Source organism: Curvibacter lanceolatus ATCC 14669, from assembly GCF_000381265.1.
Taxonomy (GTDB): Bacteria; Pseudomonadota; Gammaproteobacteria; order Burkholderiales; family Burkholderiaceae_C; genus Curvibacter; species Curvibacter lanceolatus.
On sequence record NZ_KB906267.1, the window covers coordinates 12,737 to 28,887 of the forward strand.

Annotated in this window: 16 protein-coding genes; 13 read left to right on the plus strand and 3 right to left on the minus strand. The window is 69.2% G+C overall.

Annotation, left to right across the window (positions count from 1 at the left end; genetic code table 11):
• The first annotated feature begins 2 nt into the window (after positions 1-2).
• Genes F624_RS0122150 through F624_RS34225 form a run of 8 tightly spaced genes read left to right on the plus strand, consistent with a single transcriptional unit; the run spans position 3 to position 9,541 of the window.
• On the plus strand, positions 3-1,544 hold the full coding sequence (locus F624_RS0122150; protein ID WP_019576555.1) for a SidA/IucD/PvdA family monooxygenase: 1,542 nt from the start codon (positions 3-5) through the stop codon (positions 1,542-1,544).
• On the plus strand, positions 1,541-2,515 hold the full coding sequence (locus F624_RS0122155; protein WP_019576556.1) for an ABC transporter permease: 975 nt from the start codon (positions 1,541-1,543) through the stop codon (positions 2,513-2,515). The genes F624_RS0122150 and F624_RS0122155 overlap by 4 nt, the downstream gene beginning before the upstream one ends.
• Positions 2,512-3,438: an ABC transporter permease gene (locus F624_RS0122160; protein ID WP_031255856.1), complete on the plus strand. Its 927-nt coding sequence runs from the start codon at positions 2,512-2,514 to the stop codon at positions 3,436-3,438. The genes F624_RS0122155 and F624_RS0122160 overlap by 4 nt, the downstream gene beginning before the upstream one ends.
• 5 nt (positions 3,439-3,443) lie before the next feature.
• The gene (locus tag F624_RS0122165) at positions 3,444-4,481 is read left to right on the plus strand and encodes an ABC transporter ATP-binding protein (protein WP_031255858.1); all 1,038 of its coding nucleotides are present in this window, start codon (positions 3,444-3,446) and stop codon (positions 4,479-4,481) included.
• Positions 4,478-5,515, plus strand: a complete 1,038-nt coding sequence (locus F624_RS0122170; RefSeq protein ID WP_245573704.1) for an ABC transporter ATP-binding protein — start codon at positions 4,478-4,480, stop codon at positions 5,513-5,515. Before F624_RS0122165 ends, F624_RS0122170 begins: the two co-directional genes overlap by 4 nt.
• 28 nt (positions 5,516-5,543) lie before the next feature.
• On the plus strand, positions 5,544-7,112 hold the full coding sequence (locus F624_RS0122175; RefSeq protein WP_019576560.1) for an ABC transporter substrate-binding protein: 1,569 nt from the start codon (positions 5,544-5,546) through the stop codon (positions 7,110-7,112).
• A gap of 3 nt (positions 7,113-7,115) precedes the next feature.
• Complete coding sequence (locus F624_RS0122180) at positions 7,116-8,438, plus strand: acyl-CoA thioesterase/bile acid-CoA:amino acid N-acyltransferase family protein (RefSeq protein ID WP_019576561.1); 1,323 nt, start codon at positions 7,116-7,118, stop codon at positions 8,436-8,438.
• A gap of 11 nt (positions 8,439-8,449) precedes the next feature.
• Complete coding sequence (locus tag F624_RS34225) at positions 8,450-9,541, plus strand: CMD domain-containing protein (protein WP_019576562.1); 1,092 nt, start codon at positions 8,450-8,452, stop codon at positions 9,539-9,541.
• Between the two features lie 28 nt (positions 9,542-9,569).
• Here the strand turns inward: F624_RS34225 and F624_RS0122190 are convergent, their stop codons facing one another.
• Both F624_RS0122190 and F624_RS0122195 read right to left on the minus strand, forming a co-directional pair.
• Entirely contained in the window at positions 9,570-9,884 is a 315-nt protein-coding gene (locus tag F624_RS0122190) for a HigA family addiction module antitoxin (RefSeq protein WP_019576563.1), read from the minus strand.
• A gap of 104 nt (positions 9,885-9,988) precedes the next feature.
• A complete protein-coding gene (locus F624_RS0122195; protein WP_019576564.1) occupies positions 9,989-10,495 on the minus strand; it encodes a MarR family winged helix-turn-helix transcriptional regulator in 507 nt (168 codons plus the stop codon).
• A 147-nt stretch (positions 10,496-10,642) separates the two neighbouring features.
• Between F624_RS0122195 and F624_RS0122200 the strand changes: the two genes are divergently transcribed.
• Genes F624_RS0122200 through F624_RS0122215 form a run of 4 tightly spaced genes read left to right on the plus strand, consistent with a single transcriptional unit; the run spans position 10,643 to position 14,169 of the window.
• A complete protein-coding gene (locus F624_RS0122200; protein ID WP_019576565.1) occupies positions 10,643-11,689 on the plus strand; it encodes a cupin domain-containing protein in 1,047 nt (348 codons plus the stop codon).
• A 48-nt stretch (positions 11,690-11,737) separates the two neighbouring features.
• Entirely contained in the window at positions 11,738-12,448 is a 711-nt protein-coding gene (locus F624_RS0122205) for a fumarylacetoacetate hydrolase family protein (RefSeq protein WP_031255861.1), read from the plus strand.
• Positions 12,449-12,458: 10 nt separating this feature from the next.
• The gene (gene maiA, locus F624_RS0122210) at positions 12,459-13,100 is read left to right on the plus strand and encodes a maleylacetoacetate isomerase (RefSeq protein WP_019576567.1); all 642 of its coding nucleotides are present in this window, start codon (positions 12,459-12,461) and stop codon (positions 13,098-13,100) included.
• 58 nt (positions 13,101-13,158) lie between these two features.
• On the plus strand, positions 13,159-14,169 hold the full coding sequence (locus F624_RS0122215; protein ID WP_019576568.1) for a Bug family tripartite tricarboxylate transporter substrate binding protein: 1,011 nt from the start codon (positions 13,159-13,161) through the stop codon (positions 14,167-14,169).
• A gap of 19 nt (positions 14,170-14,188) precedes the next feature.
• Here the strand turns inward: F624_RS0122215 and F624_RS0122220 are convergent, their stop codons facing one another.
• Positions 14,189-15,040 carry an IclR family transcriptional regulator gene (locus F624_RS0122220; RefSeq protein ID WP_031255864.1) on the minus strand — a complete coding sequence of 284 codons (852 nt, stop codon included), beginning with the start codon at positions 15,038-15,040 and terminating at the stop codon, positions 14,189-14,191.
• A gap of 82 nt (positions 15,041-15,122) precedes the next feature.
• Here F624_RS0122220 and F624_RS0122225 point away from each other — a divergent pair, with 82 nt between their 5' ends.
• Entirely contained in the window at positions 15,123-16,121 is a 999-nt protein-coding gene (locus tag F624_RS0122225; protein WP_019576570.1) for a Bug family tripartite tricarboxylate transporter substrate binding protein, read from the plus strand.
• Positions 16,122-16,151 lie beyond the last annotated feature (30 nt).

The window sequence follows — 16,151 nt, forward strand, 5'->3', positions numbered from 1 at the left end:
ATATGAGCACCTCAACCCCCTCTCTCGCCGGTTCCGGCGCAGCTTCACCCACCGGCCTGCCCGCCCTGGAGGCGCGCCTGAAGCAGGATCTGCAGTGGCTGTGCCTGCCCGCCAAGCCCTGGGTGCCCCAGCAGGCTGACCCCGAGGTGCTGGACGTGGCCATCATCGGCGGCGGCATGGCCGGCTTGGCCCTGTCGGCCTCGCTGCGCCACCTGGGCATCCGCAACCGCATCTATGACCAGTCGCCGGCCGGCTTCGAAGGCCCCTGGGCCACGACGGCGCGCATGGAAACCCTGCGCTCGCCCAAGGAGCTGACCGGCCCGGCGCTGGGCCTGCCCGCCCTGACCTTCCGCGCCTGGTTCGAGGCCCAGTTCGGCCTGGACGCCTGGAACGCACTCGACAAGATCCCGCGCCTGCAATGGGCCGACTACCTGCGCTGGTACCGCCAGGTGCTGGATCTGGAGGTGCTCAACCAGCACCGGGTGAGCGATGTGCTGCCGCAGGCCGACGGCACGGTGCAGATCGAACTGCAAGACCAACGCCAGACACCCGCCCGCGCCCTGACCGTGCGGGCCCGCCACCTGGTGCTGGCCACCGGGCGTGACGGCCTGGGCGGCGCCTGGGTGCCGGCCTGGGCGCACCAGGTGCCGCGCGACCGCTGGGTGCACTCCTCCGACGTCTGGGACGGCGAGCGCATGCGCGGCCTGCGCGTGGCCGTGGTGGGCGGCGGCTCGTCGGCCATGGACGTGGCCGCCACGGCGCTGGAATCGGGCGCACAGCGGGTCGACCTGCTGATCCGCCGCGCTGATCTGCCCCGCATCAACAAGGGCAAGGGCGCCGGCCACCCGGGCATGGTGCATGGCTACCCAAGCCTGCCGGACGAGTGGAAGTGGCGCTTTCGCCACTACATCAATGTGCAGCAGGTGCCGCCGCCGCACGGCAGCACGCTGCGGGTGTCGCGCCACGCCAACGCCCACTTCCACCTGGGCACGCCCATCCAGGGCGTGAGCCAGCGCAGCGACGGTTCGCTGCGGGTGGACACGGCCAAGGGCCCGCTGGCGGCCGATGTGCTGATCTTCAGCACCGGTTTCCGCACCGACTGGAGCCTGCGCCCCGAGTACGCCCGCCTGGCGCCCCATGTGCGCACCTGGCAAGACCGTTTCACCGCCCCGGCTGGGCAGGAAGACAGCGAACTTGACCAATCGCCCGACCTGGGCCCGCTGTTCGAGTTCCAGCAACGCACGCCGGGCAGCCTGCCGGGCCTGGAGCGGGTGCACTGCTTCTGCTATGCGGCTGCGCTGTCGCAAGGCGCGGGCGCGGGCGACATCCCACAGATCAGCGAAGGCGCCCAGCGCCTGGCGCGCGGCCTGGCCGCGCAGTTGCTGAGCGAAGACGCCGCGCAACACTTTGCCACCATGGAGGCCTTTGCCGACCCCGAGCTGGACGGCCAGGAATGGACCCCGGCCCCTGCCCTGCCCCCGTATGAAGAGGTGGACAGCGCGGCCGCCCCCAGCGCGCCTTCAGCCTCGGCGATCCCGGCATGAGCGGCTGGCTGCTGCGCCGCGTCGGCCAGGCCGCCTTGGTGGTGCTGGCCATGACGGTGATCGTGTTCGTGGGCCTGCACGCCGTGGGCAACCCGGTCGACATCCTGATCGGTGACGACCTGAACCAGCAGGAACGCCTGCAGGCCATCGCCCGCCTGGGCCTGGACCAGCCGCTGTGGCGGCAGTACCTGGCCTTTGTCGACGGCGCCCTGCATGGCAGCCTGGGGCGCAGCTTTGTGTACCAGGAAGACGCCTTCCACCTGATCCTGCAGCGCCTGCCCGCCACCCTGGAGCTGGCAGTGTCGGCCTTGCTGCTGGCGGTGCTGATCGGTGTGCCCCTGGGGCTGGTGGCCGGCATGTGGCCCGAGCACCCGCTCTCCAAGGCCTTGATGGCGGGCTCGATCGTGGGCTTTTCGCTGCCCGCCTTCTGGGTGGCGCTGATGCTGATCATGGTGTTCAGCGTGCAACTGGGCTGGCTGCCGGCCAGCGGCCGCGGGGCCACCCGGGAGTGGCTGGGGGTGGCCTGGTCCTGGCTCACGCTGGACGGGCTGCAGCACCTGGTGCTGCCGGCTGTCAACCTGGCGCTGTTCAAGATCTCGCTGGTGCTGCGCCTGACCCGGGCCGGCGTGCGCGAGGTGCTGCCGCAGGATTTTGTGAAATTTGCCCGCGCCAAGGGCCTGTCGCCCGCCCGGGTGCTGGTGTGGCACGTGCTGCGCAATACCCTGATCCCGCTGGTGACGGTGCTGGGCCTGGAGTTGGGCTCGACCATCGCGTACGCGGTGGTCACCGAAAGCATTTTTGCCTGGCCCGGCGCCGGCAAGCTGATCCTGGACAGCATCAACTCGCTGGACCGCCCCGTGGTGGTGGCCTACCTGATGGTGGTGGTGCTGATCTTCGTCACCCTGAACCTGCTGGTGGACGTGCTCTACAAGCTGCTGGACCCGCGCGTGCGGCTGGAGGGCGCGGCATGAGCCTCATCACACGCCAAGTCACCTCAACATCGGCCAGCCCACGGCGCGAGCACTCGATCTGGTGCCGCATGGCCGCCGACTTTGCCCGCTCGCGCATCGCCCTGGCCGGCCTGCTGTTGCTCGCCGCCGTGCTGCTGGTGGCCCTGGTGGCCCCCTGGATCACGCCGCAGAACCCCTACGACCTGATGCAGCTCGACGTGCTGGACGCCCGCCTGCCCCCGGGCAGCCCGCAGGGCAGCGGCCAGTACACCTACTGGCTGGGCACCGACGGCCAGGGGCGCGACCTGTACTCGGCCATCGTCTACGGCCTGCGCATCAGCCTGCTGGTGGGCGTGGGCTCGGCGGCCGTGGCGGCGGTGGTGGGCACGCTGATGGGCCTGCTGGCCGCTTACGCGGGTGGGCGCATCGACGCGCTCATCATGCGCCTGGTCGACCTGCTGCTGTCTTTCCCCACCCTGCTGATGGCCTTGATGATCCTGGCCTGGACCGGCAAGGGCGTGGGCAATGTGGTGCTGACCTTGGTGCTGCTCGAATGGGCCTATTACGCCCGCACCGCGCGCGGCCAGGCACTGGTGGAGGCGCGGCGCGACTACGTGGAGGCGGCGCGCGGCCTGGGCCTGCCCGACTGGCGCATCCTGCTGGGCCACATCCTGCCCAACTGCCTGCCACCCCTGCTGGTGATCGGTGCGCTGCAGGTGGCTCGCGCCATCACGCTGGAGGCCACCTTGTCCTTTCTGGGCCTGGGGGTGCCGATCACCGAGCCCTCGCTGGGGCTGCTGATCTCCAACGGCTACCAGTACCTGCTGTCCAATGAATACTGGATCAGCGTGTTTCCGGGCCTGGCCCTGCTGGCCACCATCGTGGCCATCAACCTGGTGGGGGATCAGTTGCGCGATGTGCTCAACCCCCGCCTCATGAAGTGAACGCCATGGCTTCCAATCATTCGACAGACGCCGGCGACATCACGCTGGAGGTGCGCGACCTGCACACCTGTTTCCACACCCGCGAAGGGGTGCTGCCGGTGGTGGACGGGGTGTCCTTCACGCTGCGGCGCGGCCAGGTGCTGGGCCTGGTGGGCGAATCGGGCTCGGGCAAGTCGGTCACCGGCTTTTCCATCATGGGCCTGATCGACCCGCCCGGCCGGGTGGAAAGCGGGCAGTTGCTGTTCCAGGGCCGCGAATTGCGCGCGCTGAGCCCGCGCGAGCGGCGCAGCCTGCAGGGCGACCGCATGGCCATGATCTTTCAAGACCCCATGGCCACGCTGAACCCGGTGCTGGACATCGCCACCCAGATGATCGAGGCAGTGCAGGCGCACCGCCGCGTGAGCCGGGCCCAGGCGCGGCAACTGGCCCGCGACACCCTGGCCAGCATGGGCATTCCCAGCCCCGACGAACGCCTGGACGCCTACCCGCACCAGCTCTCGGGCGGCATGCGCCAACGCGTGGCGATTGCCATCGCGCTGCTGCACGGGCCCGACCTGATCATTGCCGACGAACCCACCACCGCCCTGGATGTGACCCTGCAGGCGCAAATCCTGTCCGAGGTGCAGGCCCTGGTGCGCGAGCGCGGCACGGCGCTGATCTGGATCAGCCACGACCTGTCGGTGGTGGCCGGCCTGGCCGACCAGATCGCGGTGATGTACGCCGGGCGCATCGTGGAGCACGGCACGGTCGACCAGGTGCTGGACCACCCCCAGCACCCCTACACCCAGGGCCTGATCGGCAGCCTGCCCAGCGCCAACCAGCGCGGCACACGGCTGCGCCAGATCAGCGGCATGGCCCCCAGCCTGCTCGACATGCCCGCCGGCTGCGCCTTTGCCCCACGCTGCCCCCGAGCCAGCGCCACCTGCCAGCAAGCCCGGCCTGACATCAGCCAGCCGCGCCCCGAGGCGGCGGACCACGCCGTGCGTTGCCACCACCCAGGCGCCGCCCCTGCGGCCAGCCTCTCTCCCGAGGTCGCTGCATGAGCACACCGTCATTCAACATGCCTCTTGAGACTCCGCCGCCCCTGGTCGCCCTGCGCGACATCCGTCAGCACTTCGGCCAGCGCGCCCCGCGCGGCTGGCTGGGGCGTGGCCTGGACCGCCTGCTGCCGCCCGCGCCGCCCCGCATCACCCGCGCCGTCGATGGCGTGAGCCTGAGCGTGCAGGCCGGCGAGGTGGTGGGCGTGGTGGGTGAATCGGGCTGCGGTAAATCCACCCTGGGCCGCATCGCGGCCGGCCTGCTGCGGCCCACGGCCGGCGAGGTGCAGGTGCTTGGGCAATCGCTGGAGGCCCTGAACCCAGCCGAGCGCCTGGCCGCCCGGCTGCGCGTGCAGATGGTGTTCCAGGACCCCAACGCCAGCCTGAACCCGCGCCTGCGCGTGTCGCGCATCGTGGGCGAGGCGCCGCGCCACCACGGCCTGACCGATGCCGCCGGGCTGGACGACTATGTGTGCGCCCAGTTGCAGCGCGCAGGTCTTGACCCCAGCCTGCGCCACCGCTACCCGCACCAGTTCAGCGGCGGGCAGCGCCAGCGCATCGGCATCGCCCGCGCCCTGGCGGTGCAGCCGGCCATGCTGGTGTGCGATGAGGCGGTGGCCGCGCTGGATGTGTCGATCCAGGCCCAGATCCTGAACCTGTTCATGGACCTGCGCGACCAGCTGGGCCTGGCCTACCTGTTCATCAGCCACGATCTGGGCGTGATTCACCACCTGTGCGACCGGGTGGTGGTGATGTACCTGGGCCGGGTGGTCGAGACCGCCTCGGCCGAAGAGCTGTTTGCCCGGCCGGCCCACCCCTACACCCAGGCCCTGCTGGCCGAAATCCCTGACGTCGCCCAGCGGCGCACCCGCTTCACCGCCCTGGCTGGCGAAATCCCCAGCCCGCTGGCACCGCCGCCGGGCTGCCATTTCCACCCGCGCTGCCCCCAGGCCACCGAGCGCTGCCGCACCGAAGCGCCCACGCTGCGGGGCATTGCGGTGCGCCATGAGGTGGCCTGCCACCTGCACGACACGGTCTGAACCACCCACCCCACCCGGAAAGACGCCCATGAAAACCACCCTCACCGCCTTGGCCCTGGCCGCCAGCCTGGCCGGCCCCCTGGCCGGCGCGCAAACCCTGTCGATCGGCTATGCCGACCCGCTGTCGTCGCTGGACCCGCAGCTCAACAACCACGCGGGCGACCGCTCGCTGGCGCTGCACTTCTGGGATTCGATCATCAACTCGCGTGATGGCGGCAAGCTGGAGCCCGCCCTGGCCAGCAGCTGGAAGAGCCTGGACGAGCGCACCTGGGAGTTCAAGCTGCGCACCGACATCAAGTGGCAGGACGGCACGCCCTTCACGGCCGACGACATCGTGTTCTCGTTCCAGCGCGCCCGCAACGTGCCGGGCAGCGTGGCCTCGTACACCGGGGCGCTGCGCTCGGTCGAATCGGCCACGGCCCGCGATGCCCACACCGTGGTCATCAAGACCACCACCCCCAACCCCATGCTGCCGCTGGAGATCGCCTCGGTCTACATCGTGAGCAAGCACGTGGGCGAGAAATCCAAGACCGAGGACTACAACGCCGGCCGCGCCATGGTGGGCACGGGGCCGTACAAATGGGTCTCGCACGTGCCGGGCGACCGCACGGTGTTCGAGCGCAGCCCCAGCTACTGGGGCCCCAAGCCTGAGTGGGAGAAGGTGAACTACCGCTTCATCAACAACGGGGCGGCACGCACGGCCGCCCTGCTGGCCGGCGATGTGGACGTGATCGACAAGGTGGCCGTCACCGATGTCGAGAAGCTGCGCAAGAACCCGGGCTTCAGCGTCTACACCTACCCGGGCCTGCGGGTGCTGCTGGTGCAGCCCAGCTTCCGCGCCGGCCCCAATGAGTTCATCACCGACAACGCCGGCAAGCCGCTGGCACAGAACCCGCTGCTCGATGTGCGGGTGCGCCAGGCCCTGTCGCTGGCCATCAACCGCAAGGCGATTGCCGACCGCATCCTGCAAGGCACGGTGACAGTGGCCAACCAGTGGATGCCCAAGGGCAGCTTCGGCTTCAACCCCGACATCCCCGAGATCGCCAATGACCCCGAGCAGGCCAAGAAGCTGCTGGCCGCGGCCGGCTTTCCGCAGGGCTTCCAGATCAGCATCCATGTGCCTGGCGACCGCTACCCGCAAGGCCCCGAGACCGCCCAGGCGGTGGCCCAGTTCTGGAGCCGCATCGGCGTCAAGACCAAGGTCGAGGTGGTGCCCTGGTCGGTGTACGCCGGCAAGGCCAACAAGAACGAGTACGCGGTGAGCGTGCTGGCCTGGGGCAACGGCACTGGCGAAGCCAGCTACGGCCTGCTGAACGCCTTTGCCAGTGCGGACGCCAAGCGCGGCCGTGGCGCCTCGAACTGGGGCCGTTACAGCAATGAATCGGTCGACAAGTCGCTCGATGCCGCCACGGTCGAATTCGACGCCCGGCGCCGCGAAGCCATCCTGCGCCATTCGGCCAAGCTGGTGACCGACGATGTGGGCGCCATCCCGCTGTTCCACTACCAGAACATCTGGGCCGCCAAGAAGGGCCTGAAGGTGGTGCCGCTGCTGAGCGACCGCACCACCGCCATGCAGGTCAGCCGCGTGGGCAAGTAAGCCATGAGCGCCCCCGCCTGCCTCCACATCAGCCCGGCCGAGGCGCTGATCGACGTGCCGCGCCAGATCCAGGTGCAGGGCCTGCGGCCCGGCGAAGCCATCACGCTGCAAAGCCGCACCGTGCGCGGACCGGGTGTGGCCTGGGTGGCCACGGCACGCTACCAGGCCGATGCCGCCGGCCAGGTCGACCTGGGCCGCGATGCCCCGCTGCCCGGTTCGGCCTATGAAGGCGTGGACCCCATGGGCCTGATCTGGGCCCAGGCGCCCGAGCAGCCCGGCGCCTCGCGCGAGGTGTTTGGCACCGAGCCCGGGGCCGCGCTGCACACCCGCATCACCCTGCTGCGCGAAGGCCAGCCGGCCCTTGAGGCCTCTCTGGTGCAGCAGTTGGCGGCCCCCGGCGTGCAACGCCGCGAGATCCGCGAGCAAGGCCTGGTGGGCAGCCTGTGGACGCCCGCCGGCCCGGGGCCGCACCCGGCGGTGCTGGTGCTCAACGGCTCGGGCGGCGGCATCAACGAAGCCCGGGGGGCGCTGTACGCCTCGCGCGGCTACACCGCCCTGGCGCTGGGCTACTTCAAGGCGCCGGGCCTGTCGGACTACATCTCGAACACCCCGCTGGAGTACTTCGAGACCGCCCTGCACTGGATGCATCGCACGCTGCAGCCGGCCCACGGCTTTGTGGCCTTGAGCGGCCAGTCGCGCGGCGGTGAGCTGGTGTTGCTGTTGGGTTCGATGTTCCCGGATCTGGTGTCGGCCGTGGTCGGCTATGTGCCCTCGGCCGTGGTGAACTGCGCCCAGAACGCCTGCGACCCCGCCCTGGGGCGCGAAGGCTGGGCCTGGCTGTACCAGGGCCGCCCGATACCCCATGTGTGGGAGAGCAACCGCCATGCCACTTGGGCCCCCTGGGACGAGGGCCCCGAGCCGCGTCGCCACACGAACGCCTTGCTGACCTCGCTGCGCGACGCCGAGGCCGTGGAACGCGCACGCATCCGGGTGGAACGCATCCAGGGCCCGGTGTTGCTGCTGACCGCGGGCGACGATGGCTCCTGGCCCTCCAGCCTGTATGGGCGCATGGTGGTGGATCACCTGGCCCAGGCCGGGCACCCCTGGCCGGTGCAACAACTGGACTGGCCCGGTGCGGGCCACAGTGTGCTGTTTCCGACCGTGCCCACCACCCAGTTGGTCTATGCCCACCCGGTGTCGGGCCGGCTCAGCACCACCGGCGGCAGCCCGGCCGCCAATGCGCAGGCCGACCAGGCCTCCTGGGCCGGCGTGCTGGCCTTTTTACAACAAGCCGTGGCGGCCCAGGCCGACCACGCCCACCCCTGAGAAAGCCCCCTATGAGCACTGATCTGATCGACACCCTGGTCCCCCTGGCCCCCCAAGAGGCCCTGCACACCACCCGCCACCAGCGCGACAAGGTGGTGGCCGCCACCCAGGGCAGCCACGAGGCCTTGTTCGACCCTGCCCTGCCCGGCCTGAGCCTGGGCGAGCGCCTGCACGTGGCCTTGTCCATGGCCCAGACGGTGGGCCATGAGGGCCTGACGGCCCACTACGCCCAGGCCTTGCGTCAGCACGGCCCGGTGCAGGACTCGGGCCGCCTGGCCGCCGCACGTGCCTTTGCCCACACCCTGACCGTGAACCCGGTGGCCGGTGACCGCGGGGCCCTGCTGAGCCTGCCGGCGGCGGGGTTTTCGACGCCGGAAGCCATTGCGCTGGCCCAACTGATCGCCTATGTGAGCTACCAGGTGCGCGTGCTGGCCGGCCTGCAGGCCATGAAGGCCCTGGGCGCCACCGAGGCCCAGCCCCCGGCGGCCGACGAGGCCCCCTTTGTGCACCCGGCCAACCTGCCGGCCCCGGGCGAACCGCTGAACATCAAGGGCTTCACCAGCGCCACCCTGGGCTGGAAGGCCTGGCTGCCGGTGCTGGACCTGGCCCAGGCCACACCCGAGCAGCTGGCCGTGCTCGACAGCAGCCACCCCAAGGCACGCAGCTCCGACTACTACCTGCTGCTGAGCCAGCAGCCGCGCATCCTGCAGGAACGCTCCACGGTGTTCAACGCCATCATGTACGCCCCGGGTGGCTTGTCGCGGGCCGAACGCGAGCTGGCCAGCGCCGTGGTGTCACGCGTGAACGGTTGCGTCTACTGCGCCTCGGTGCATGCCCAGCGCTTTGAGCAGCTGACCAAGCGCAACGACGTGATCGCCCAGGTGTTCGAAGACCCCGACACCGCCGGCACCACACCGCGCGAGCGCGCCATCGTGCGCGCCTCGATCGCCCTGACCCGCGCCCCCGCCGATTTCGGCCCGGCCGCCATCCAGTCGCTGCGCGACCAGGGCCTGAGCGATCTGGAGGTGCTGGACATGCTGCACGCGGTGGCCATCTTTGCCTGGGCCAACCGGCTGATGCTGAATTTGGGGGAGCCGGTATGAGGGGGCGGTGAGTCTCGCTGTCGCGAGCTCACGCCGAGTGCGTTTCAGCGGCCACTGAATGCCGCTGGATGCTGGCCAGCACATCGGCCATGTCTTGCCGGGCAAGCGTCAGGTCGTGATCCGTCTGCAGATGGATCCAGCTTTGGGCATCGGTGCCAAAGAACACCGCCAACCTCAAGGCCATGTCGACCGTGATGCCACGCAAGCCCCTGACGATCTCATTGATGCGGCGAGGGGGCACGCCAATCGCCTTGGCCAGGGCATATGGGTTGATGCCCTTCGGCTCCAGATAGTCATGCAAAAGAATCTCACCCGGATGGGGCCAGGGAATCTCACGGGCCATGGCTGGCAATCCTTTCAGTGATCGTCCACGATCTCGACAGCACGGGCATCGCCATTGCACCAGATGACACTAAGCCTTCACTGATTGTTGATCCGAAACCAGATTCACGCCACCCGTTTAGCCCCCACCGCGGCCTCCAGCGGCACGCTGGGCGCGCGGCTGTATTCGTTGTTGCCGTCCACCAGCACCTTCAGCATCTCCATGAACTGCCCCCGTTGCTCAGGCGGCAGGGGCTCGAGCATGCGGGCCTGGGCGCGCAGCATGCCGGGCTGCACCTCGGCCAGCAGGGTACTGCCCTCCGGGGTGAGCGTCAGCAGGCGCACGCGGCGGTCGGTGGGTGAGGCGTTGCGCAGCATCAGGCCACGGGCTTCCAGCCGGTCGATCACGCTGCCGATGGTGGAGGTGTCAAAGCCGATGGTGCGGGCCAGCGTGCGCTGATCCAGCTCGGGTTGGCGCTGCACGGCGGCCATGGCCGCGTACTGCACCGGGGTCAGGCCGTGCTCTTGCGTCTCTTCAAGAAACACCGCCACGGCGATCTGCTGCAGGCGGCGGATGTGGAAGCCGGGCAGGTCTTCCAGGTCGGGACGGGGGCTGGGCTGGGCAGCGGGCATCGGGAGAGGTACCTAGGGTTTGCACGAATGATCTGCGTCAAATTCTAACCCTACACTTTTCGTCAGCACACTGTTTATCAGTATGCATTTGAAATAGTTGCGGCCTCTTGAAAACAGGCCGCCCACCTGCCCTGCCCGGAACCCGCCATGAATGAACTTGGACGCCTGGAAGACCTGCCCCAGGACTACCGCGACGCGCTGAAAGCGCAAAACCTGGTACCCCTGTGGCCCAGCCTGCGGGCCGTGCTGCCACCGGGCAAGCCCAGGCCCCAGACCCGCGCCACGGCCTGGTCTTACCAGGCCCTGCGGCCGCTGCTGCTGCAGGCGGGCGAACTGACGCCGATCGAAAAGGCCGAGCGCCGCGTGCTGGTGCTGGCCAACCCGGGGCATGGTCTGGAAAAAATGCAGGCCAGTGCCGCCATGTACCTGGGCATGCAGCTGCTGCTGCCCGGCGAATGGGCCCCCTCGCACCGCCACACGCCGAACGCGGTGCGCATGATCGTTGAGGGCGAAGGCGCCTACACCACGGTCGATGGCGAAAAATGCCCCATGAGCCGGGGCGATCTGATCCTGACGCCCACCGGCCTGTGGCACGAGCATGGCCACGACGGCGACCAACCGGTGGTGTGGCTCGATGTGCTGGACCTTCCGCTGGTCTACTACATGGAGGCCTCCTACCACGTGGATGGCCCACGCCAGGCGGTGAAGCCGGGCCACGGCGAGCGCACCCATGCCCGCGGCGGCCTGCTGCCCACCCCCGTGTTTGAACGCAGCAGCAAGGCCTACCCCATGCTGCGCTACCCCTGGGTCGAAGCGCGTGCCGCGCTGCTGGCCCTGGCCGACGACCAGCCGGCACTCGAGGCCGTGCAGCTCACCTACACCAACCCCGCCACCGGGGGCCATGCCGAGAACATCCTGGGCTTTTACGCCCTGATGCTGCGCCCAGGCCAGACCCTGGCTTTGCCGGCACGTTCACCGGCCAGCGTGTTCCATGTGATTGAAGGCGCGCTGGAGGTGCAGGTGGAAGACCCGCACGCCCCCCAGCACTTCCAGCTGGCCGAGGCCGACACCTGCTGCGCGCCGGGCTACACCCCCATCACCCTGATCAACCCCCGGGCCGATGCCCCGGCCTTTGTCTTCATGGCCGACGAGTCGCCCCTGCACCAGAAGCTGGGCGTCTACGAGGTGCGTTGAACACGCCCTTCATCTACTTCACGCAACACACCCACCCAACGATCCGCCATGAGCTCCAATCCCTCCTACCTCTGGAACCCACCTCCCGTGATGTCCCTGCCCGTGCAGGGCAGCACCCAGCGCCTGCCGATCAACCGCCTGTTCTTCGTGGGCCGCAACTACCACGCCCATGCGGTGGAAATGGGCAAGCCGGTCGACAAGCGCGTGGAGCGCCCTTTCTACTTCACCAAGGCTCCGCAGACCCTGGTGCAAAGCGGCGCCACCGTGGCCTACCCACCCGGCACGGCCAACTACCATTTCGAGATGGAACTGGTGCTGGCCATCGGCAAGCCGGGCTTTCGGGTGAAGGCGGAAGACGCCCATGAGCTGATCTATGGCTACGCCCCGGGCCTGGACATGACGCGCCGCGATCTGCAACTGGTGGCGCGTGACAAGGGCCGCCCCTGGGACCTGGGCAAGGACGTCGAAGACTCCTCGGTGTGTGGCGAGATCGTGCCCCGGCCGGGCCAGGTGATCGAGCGCGGTGAAATCGCCCTGAGCGTGAACGGCGAGAGCAAGCAGCAATCCGACGTGGACAAGCTGATCTGGAACCTGCGCGAAATCATCGCCGACCTGTCGCAGTTCTACCACCTGCAGCCGGGCGATCTGATCTACACCGGCACCCCCGAGGGCGTGGGCGCCGTGCTGCCGGGCGACCGCATCGAGGGCCATGTGGCCGGCGTGGGCCGCGTCGCCCTGACCGTCGGCCCCGCCGCCTGAGCGAGCGCACATGAAGCTCTACAACTTCTTTCGCAGCGGCACCTCGCATCGCCTGCGCATTGCACTGAACCTGAAGGGCCTGAAGCCCGACTACGTGGCTGTGGACCTGCGCCGTGAGGCGCACCTGGCCCCGGCTTTCAAGGCCCTGAACCCGCAGGGCCTGGTGCCAGCCCTGGTGCTGGACGACGAGCAGGTGCTGATCCAGTCGCCCGCCATCATCGAGTGGCTGGAAGAAACCCACCCCAAGCCGCCACTGCTGCCGGCCGACGCTGCCGGCCGGGCCCGTGTGAGGGCCCTGGCAGCCATCGTGGGCTGCGACATCCACCCGGTGAACAACCGCCGCATCCTCGAAGCCCTGCGCCACCGCTTCGGGGCCGACGAGGCCGCCATCAACACCTGGTGCGGCACCTGGATCGCCGATGGCTTTGACGCGCTGGAAGCCCTGCTGGCGGCCGACACGCGGCGCGGCCGTTTCTGCCATGGCGACGCGCCCACACTGGCCGATGTCTACCTGATTCCGCAGATCGAAAGCGCGCGCCGCTTTCAGGTGGACCTGACGCGCTGGCCCCTGATCAGCGCCATCGACGCCGCCTGCGCACCGCTGGCAGCCTTTGCCGAGGCGGTGCCGGGCCGCCAGCCTGATGCCGGCTGATTCCGGCTGAAGCCGGCCAGCCCGTCCCCACATCCCAGACACAAGAAAAGAGACAAACATGACCCGCTCCACCTCACTCGCCCTTTCACGCCGCAGCGCCCTGGGCGCGACGCTGGCCTTGACCGGCCTGTGCCTGAACGCACCGGCAGCCGCCCAAAGCGGCACGGACTTCCCGAGCAAGCCCGTCACCGTGTTCACCGCCTTCGCCGTGGGCAGCGGCCCCGACGCGGTGCTGCGCCTGGTGGCCAACCGGCTTTCCATCCAATGGAAGCAAAGCGTCACGGTGGACAACCGGCCCGGTGGCGGCGGCTTCATCGCCATCGAGGCGGCGCGCCGTGCCGCGCCCGATGGCTACAGCCTGGTGCAGCTCGACAGCGAACACCTGGCCGCCCTGCCCTACCTCTACAAGTCGCGCAACTTCGACACCCTCAAGGCCTTCGACCCGGTGGCGCCGCTGTTTCGCACGCCGTTCATGGTGGCCGTGTCCGCCCAGTCGCCCTGGAAGAACATGAGCGACCTGCTGGCCGCCGCCAAGGCCAAGCCCGGGGCGGTCAGTTACGGGTCATGGGGGGTGGGCAGCCCGGGCCACCTGGGGGCCGAGTGGCTGGAGTCGCTGACCGATGTCCAGATGGTGCATGCCCCCTACAAGGAGGTCAGCCAGCTCTACACCTCGGTGGCCAACGGCGATGTGGCCTGGAGCTTGGCCAGCATCCCGTCGAGCCAGGGCGTGTACAAGGCCGGCAAGCTGCGCTACCTGGCGGTGGCCGCGCCCAAGCGCATCCCCCAACTGCCCGAGGTGCCCACGGTGGCCGAAGCCGGCGGCCCGGCGGGCCTGGACGTGAACTCCTTTGTCAGCCTGCTCAGCCCCAAGGGGGTGCCGGCCGCCGTGCGCGCCAAGATCCATGCCGATGTGCTCAAGGTGCTGGCCGAGCCCGAGGTGCGCGAGCGCTTCAACACCTTTGCCTTTGAGCCACTCAACTGGTCGGTGGAAGAGATCCTGAAGAACGCCGAGGCCAAGTCACAGCAATACCAGGCCCTGATCAAGAAGGCCAACATCAGCCTGGATTGACCCCATCGCCCAGGCGGCGCTACAGGCCCGCCGGCAGGTGCTGCTGCAGGGCCTCCTGCATCACACGGGCCATCAGTTGCTGGCGGGCCTTGGGCAGGCGGGCCAGGGTGGTGGCCACGCTGATGCCGGCCACGGGCTCGCCCAGGGCATTGCGCACCGCACAGCCCACGGCCAGCACACCGCGCGTGGCGTGGTTGCCCACCACCGACCAGCCACGCTCGCGGCTGGCGGCCACCAGCAGGCGCAGACGCTCGGGGCTCATGCCGCCATAGGCCGGCAACTGGTCGGCATTGGCCGCGATGCAGGCCTCCACCTCGGCCTCGGGCAAGGCCGCCAGCAGCGCCAGACCGGCCGCCCCCACGCCCAGCGGCTGGGCGGTGCCCACCTGGATCACCAGGATCTGCACCGGGTGGGTGCCCACATGGCGGGCAATGCAGCGTGACTGGGCCCCCTCACGCACGATGGCAAAGGTGGCATCGCCGCCACTGGCACTGACCTGGGCCAGCACCGGCTCCAGGCGCACGGCCCAGTTGGCGCTGCCGGGCTGCGGCTGCAACGGCGCCAGGCGCAACCCGGGCTGGTAGCGGTAGCGGCCCTGCCGGGCCACATAACCTGCATCGATCAAGGGCCCCAGCAAACGGTAGAGCGTGGCCCGCTCCAGGCCGGTGGCACGGCACAGGTCCACCACCCGAACACCTTCCCGCACGCCTTCACGGCTGGCCGCCAGCACCTGGTCCAGCACCTGCAGGCCTCGCCGCAGCGTGCGGTTGCCCACCTCTTCGGACAGGGTGCCACCCGGCCCTTCAGCAGGGGCTGGGCCGGTCATTTCGTCCGCTGGGTGTACTTTTTCATGCGTGCGTTTGGTGGACATTCAGAACAATCCGGTGTTGAACCCAGCCGCGCAGTGTGCCCCAGACACGCCAGCGGCCCCTTTGACCCCTTGGAGACAAACCATGAAACCCCAGCCCTCCCGACGTCTGGCGATCGGCCTCATTGTTCAGGCCAGCCTGGCCAGTCTGGCCCTTGCCCAACCGGGCTCCCCCAGTCCCGCCTCGGCCTGGCCCGTCAAACCCATCCGCCTGGTGGTGGGCTATTCGGCCGGTGGGGCCACCGACCTGATCGCACGCCAGGTGGGCATGCGCCTGAGCGAGCAGCTGGGCCAGCCGGTGACCATCGACAACCGCACCGGCGCCAACAGCAATGTGGGGGCCGAGGTGGTCAGCCACGCCCCGCCCGATGGCTACACCCTGTACGTCTTCACCATCGCCAACACCATCAACGCCTCGCTGTACCCGCGCCTGGGCTACGAGCCACAGAAAGACTTTGAGCCCATCGGCCTGATCGCCAGCATTCCCAACGTGCTGGTGGTCAACCCCAGCCTGCCGATCAAGTCGGTGGAGGACTACCAGCGCTTTGCCAAGGCGAACAAGGACGGCATCACCTTTGCCTCCTCGGGCAGCGGCTCGTCGATCCACCTGTCGGGCGAAATCTTCAAGATGCAAAGCCGGCTGAACCTGCTGCATGTGCCCTACCGGGGCAGCGCCCCCGCCATCAGTGACCTGATCGGGGGGCAGGTGCAGTCGATGTTCGACAACATGCCCTCGGCCCTGCCCCATGTGCGCGCCGGCCGGCTGAGGGCCATTGCCGTCACCAGCGCCCAGCGCTCCCCCCTGCTGCCCGACGTGCCCACGCTGGCCGAATCGGGTTACCCCGGCTTCGAGGTGCAGTCGTGGTTCGGCCTGGCCGCGCCCGCCGGCACCCCGGCCACCGTGCTGGAGCGCCTGAACCAGGCCCTGAACAAATCGCTGGCCCAGCCCGAGCTGCGCCAGCGCCTGCAGGAGATGGCGGCCACGCCCCTGCCGGGCACGCCGGAGCAGATGCGCAACACCATCGCCAGCGAAATCAAGCGCTGGCGCGACGTGGTCAAGGCCTCCGGGGCCAAGGCCGACTGAGCCCCGTTCATCGATCCCTGTTCACGAGAA

Bases quoted from the DNA above. Each gene is read 5' to 3' on its own strand.
- F624_RS0122150 (WP_019576555.1), top strand. From the start codon at position 3: ATGAGCACCTCAACCCCCTCTCTCGCCGGTTCCGGCGCAGCTTCACCC.
- F624_RS0122155 (WP_019576556.1), top strand. From the start codon at position 1,541: ATGAGCGGCTGGCTGCTGCGCCGCGTCGGCCAGGCCGCCTTGGTGGTG.
- F624_RS0122160 (WP_031255856.1), top strand. From the start codon at position 2,512: ATGAGCCTCATCACACGCCAAGTCACCTCAACATCGGCCAGCCCACGG.
- F624_RS0122165 (WP_031255858.1), top strand. From the start codon at position 3,444: ATGGCTTCCAATCATTCGACAGACGCCGGCGACATCACGCTGGAGGTG.
- F624_RS0122170 (WP_245573704.1), top strand. From the start codon at position 4,478: ATGAGCACACCGTCATTCAACATGCCTCTTGAGACTCCGCCGCCCCTG.
- F624_RS0122175 (WP_019576560.1), top strand. From the start codon at position 5,544: ATGAAAACCACCCTCACCGCCTTGGCCCTGGCCGCCAGCCTGGCCGGC.
- F624_RS0122180 (WP_019576561.1), top strand. From the start codon at position 7,116: ATGAGCGCCCCCGCCTGCCTCCACATCAGCCCGGCCGAGGCGCTGATC.
- F624_RS34225 (WP_019576562.1), top strand. From the start codon at position 8,450: ATGAGCACTGATCTGATCGACACCCTGGTCCCCCTGGCCCCCCAAGAG.
- F624_RS0122190 (WP_019576563.1), bottom strand. From the start codon at position 9,884: ATGGCCCGTGAGATTCCCTGGCCCCATCCGGGTGAGATTCTTTTGCAT.
- F624_RS0122195 (WP_019576564.1), bottom strand. From the start codon at position 10,495: ATGCCCGCTGCCCAGCCCAGCCCCCGTCCCGACCTGGAAGACCTGCCC.
- F624_RS0122200 (WP_019576565.1), top strand. From the start codon at position 10,643: ATGAATGAACTTGGACGCCTGGAAGACCTGCCCCAGGACTACCGCGAC.
- F624_RS0122205 (WP_031255861.1), top strand. From the start codon at position 11,738: ATGAGCTCCAATCCCTCCTACCTCTGGAACCCACCTCCCGTGATGTCC.
- maiA (WP_019576567.1), top strand. From the start codon at position 12,459: ATGAAGCTCTACAACTTCTTTCGCAGCGGCACCTCGCATCGCCTGCGC.
- F624_RS0122215 (WP_019576568.1), top strand. From the start codon at position 13,159: ATGACCCGCTCCACCTCACTCGCCCTTTCACGCCGCAGCGCCCTGGGC.
- F624_RS0122220 (WP_031255864.1), bottom strand. From the start codon at position 15,040: ATGTCCACCAAACGCACGCATGAAAAAGTACACCCAGCGGACGAAATG.
- F624_RS0122225 (WP_019576570.1), top strand. From the start codon at position 15,123: ATGAAACCCCAGCCCTCCCGACGTCTGGCGATCGGCCTCATTGTTCAG.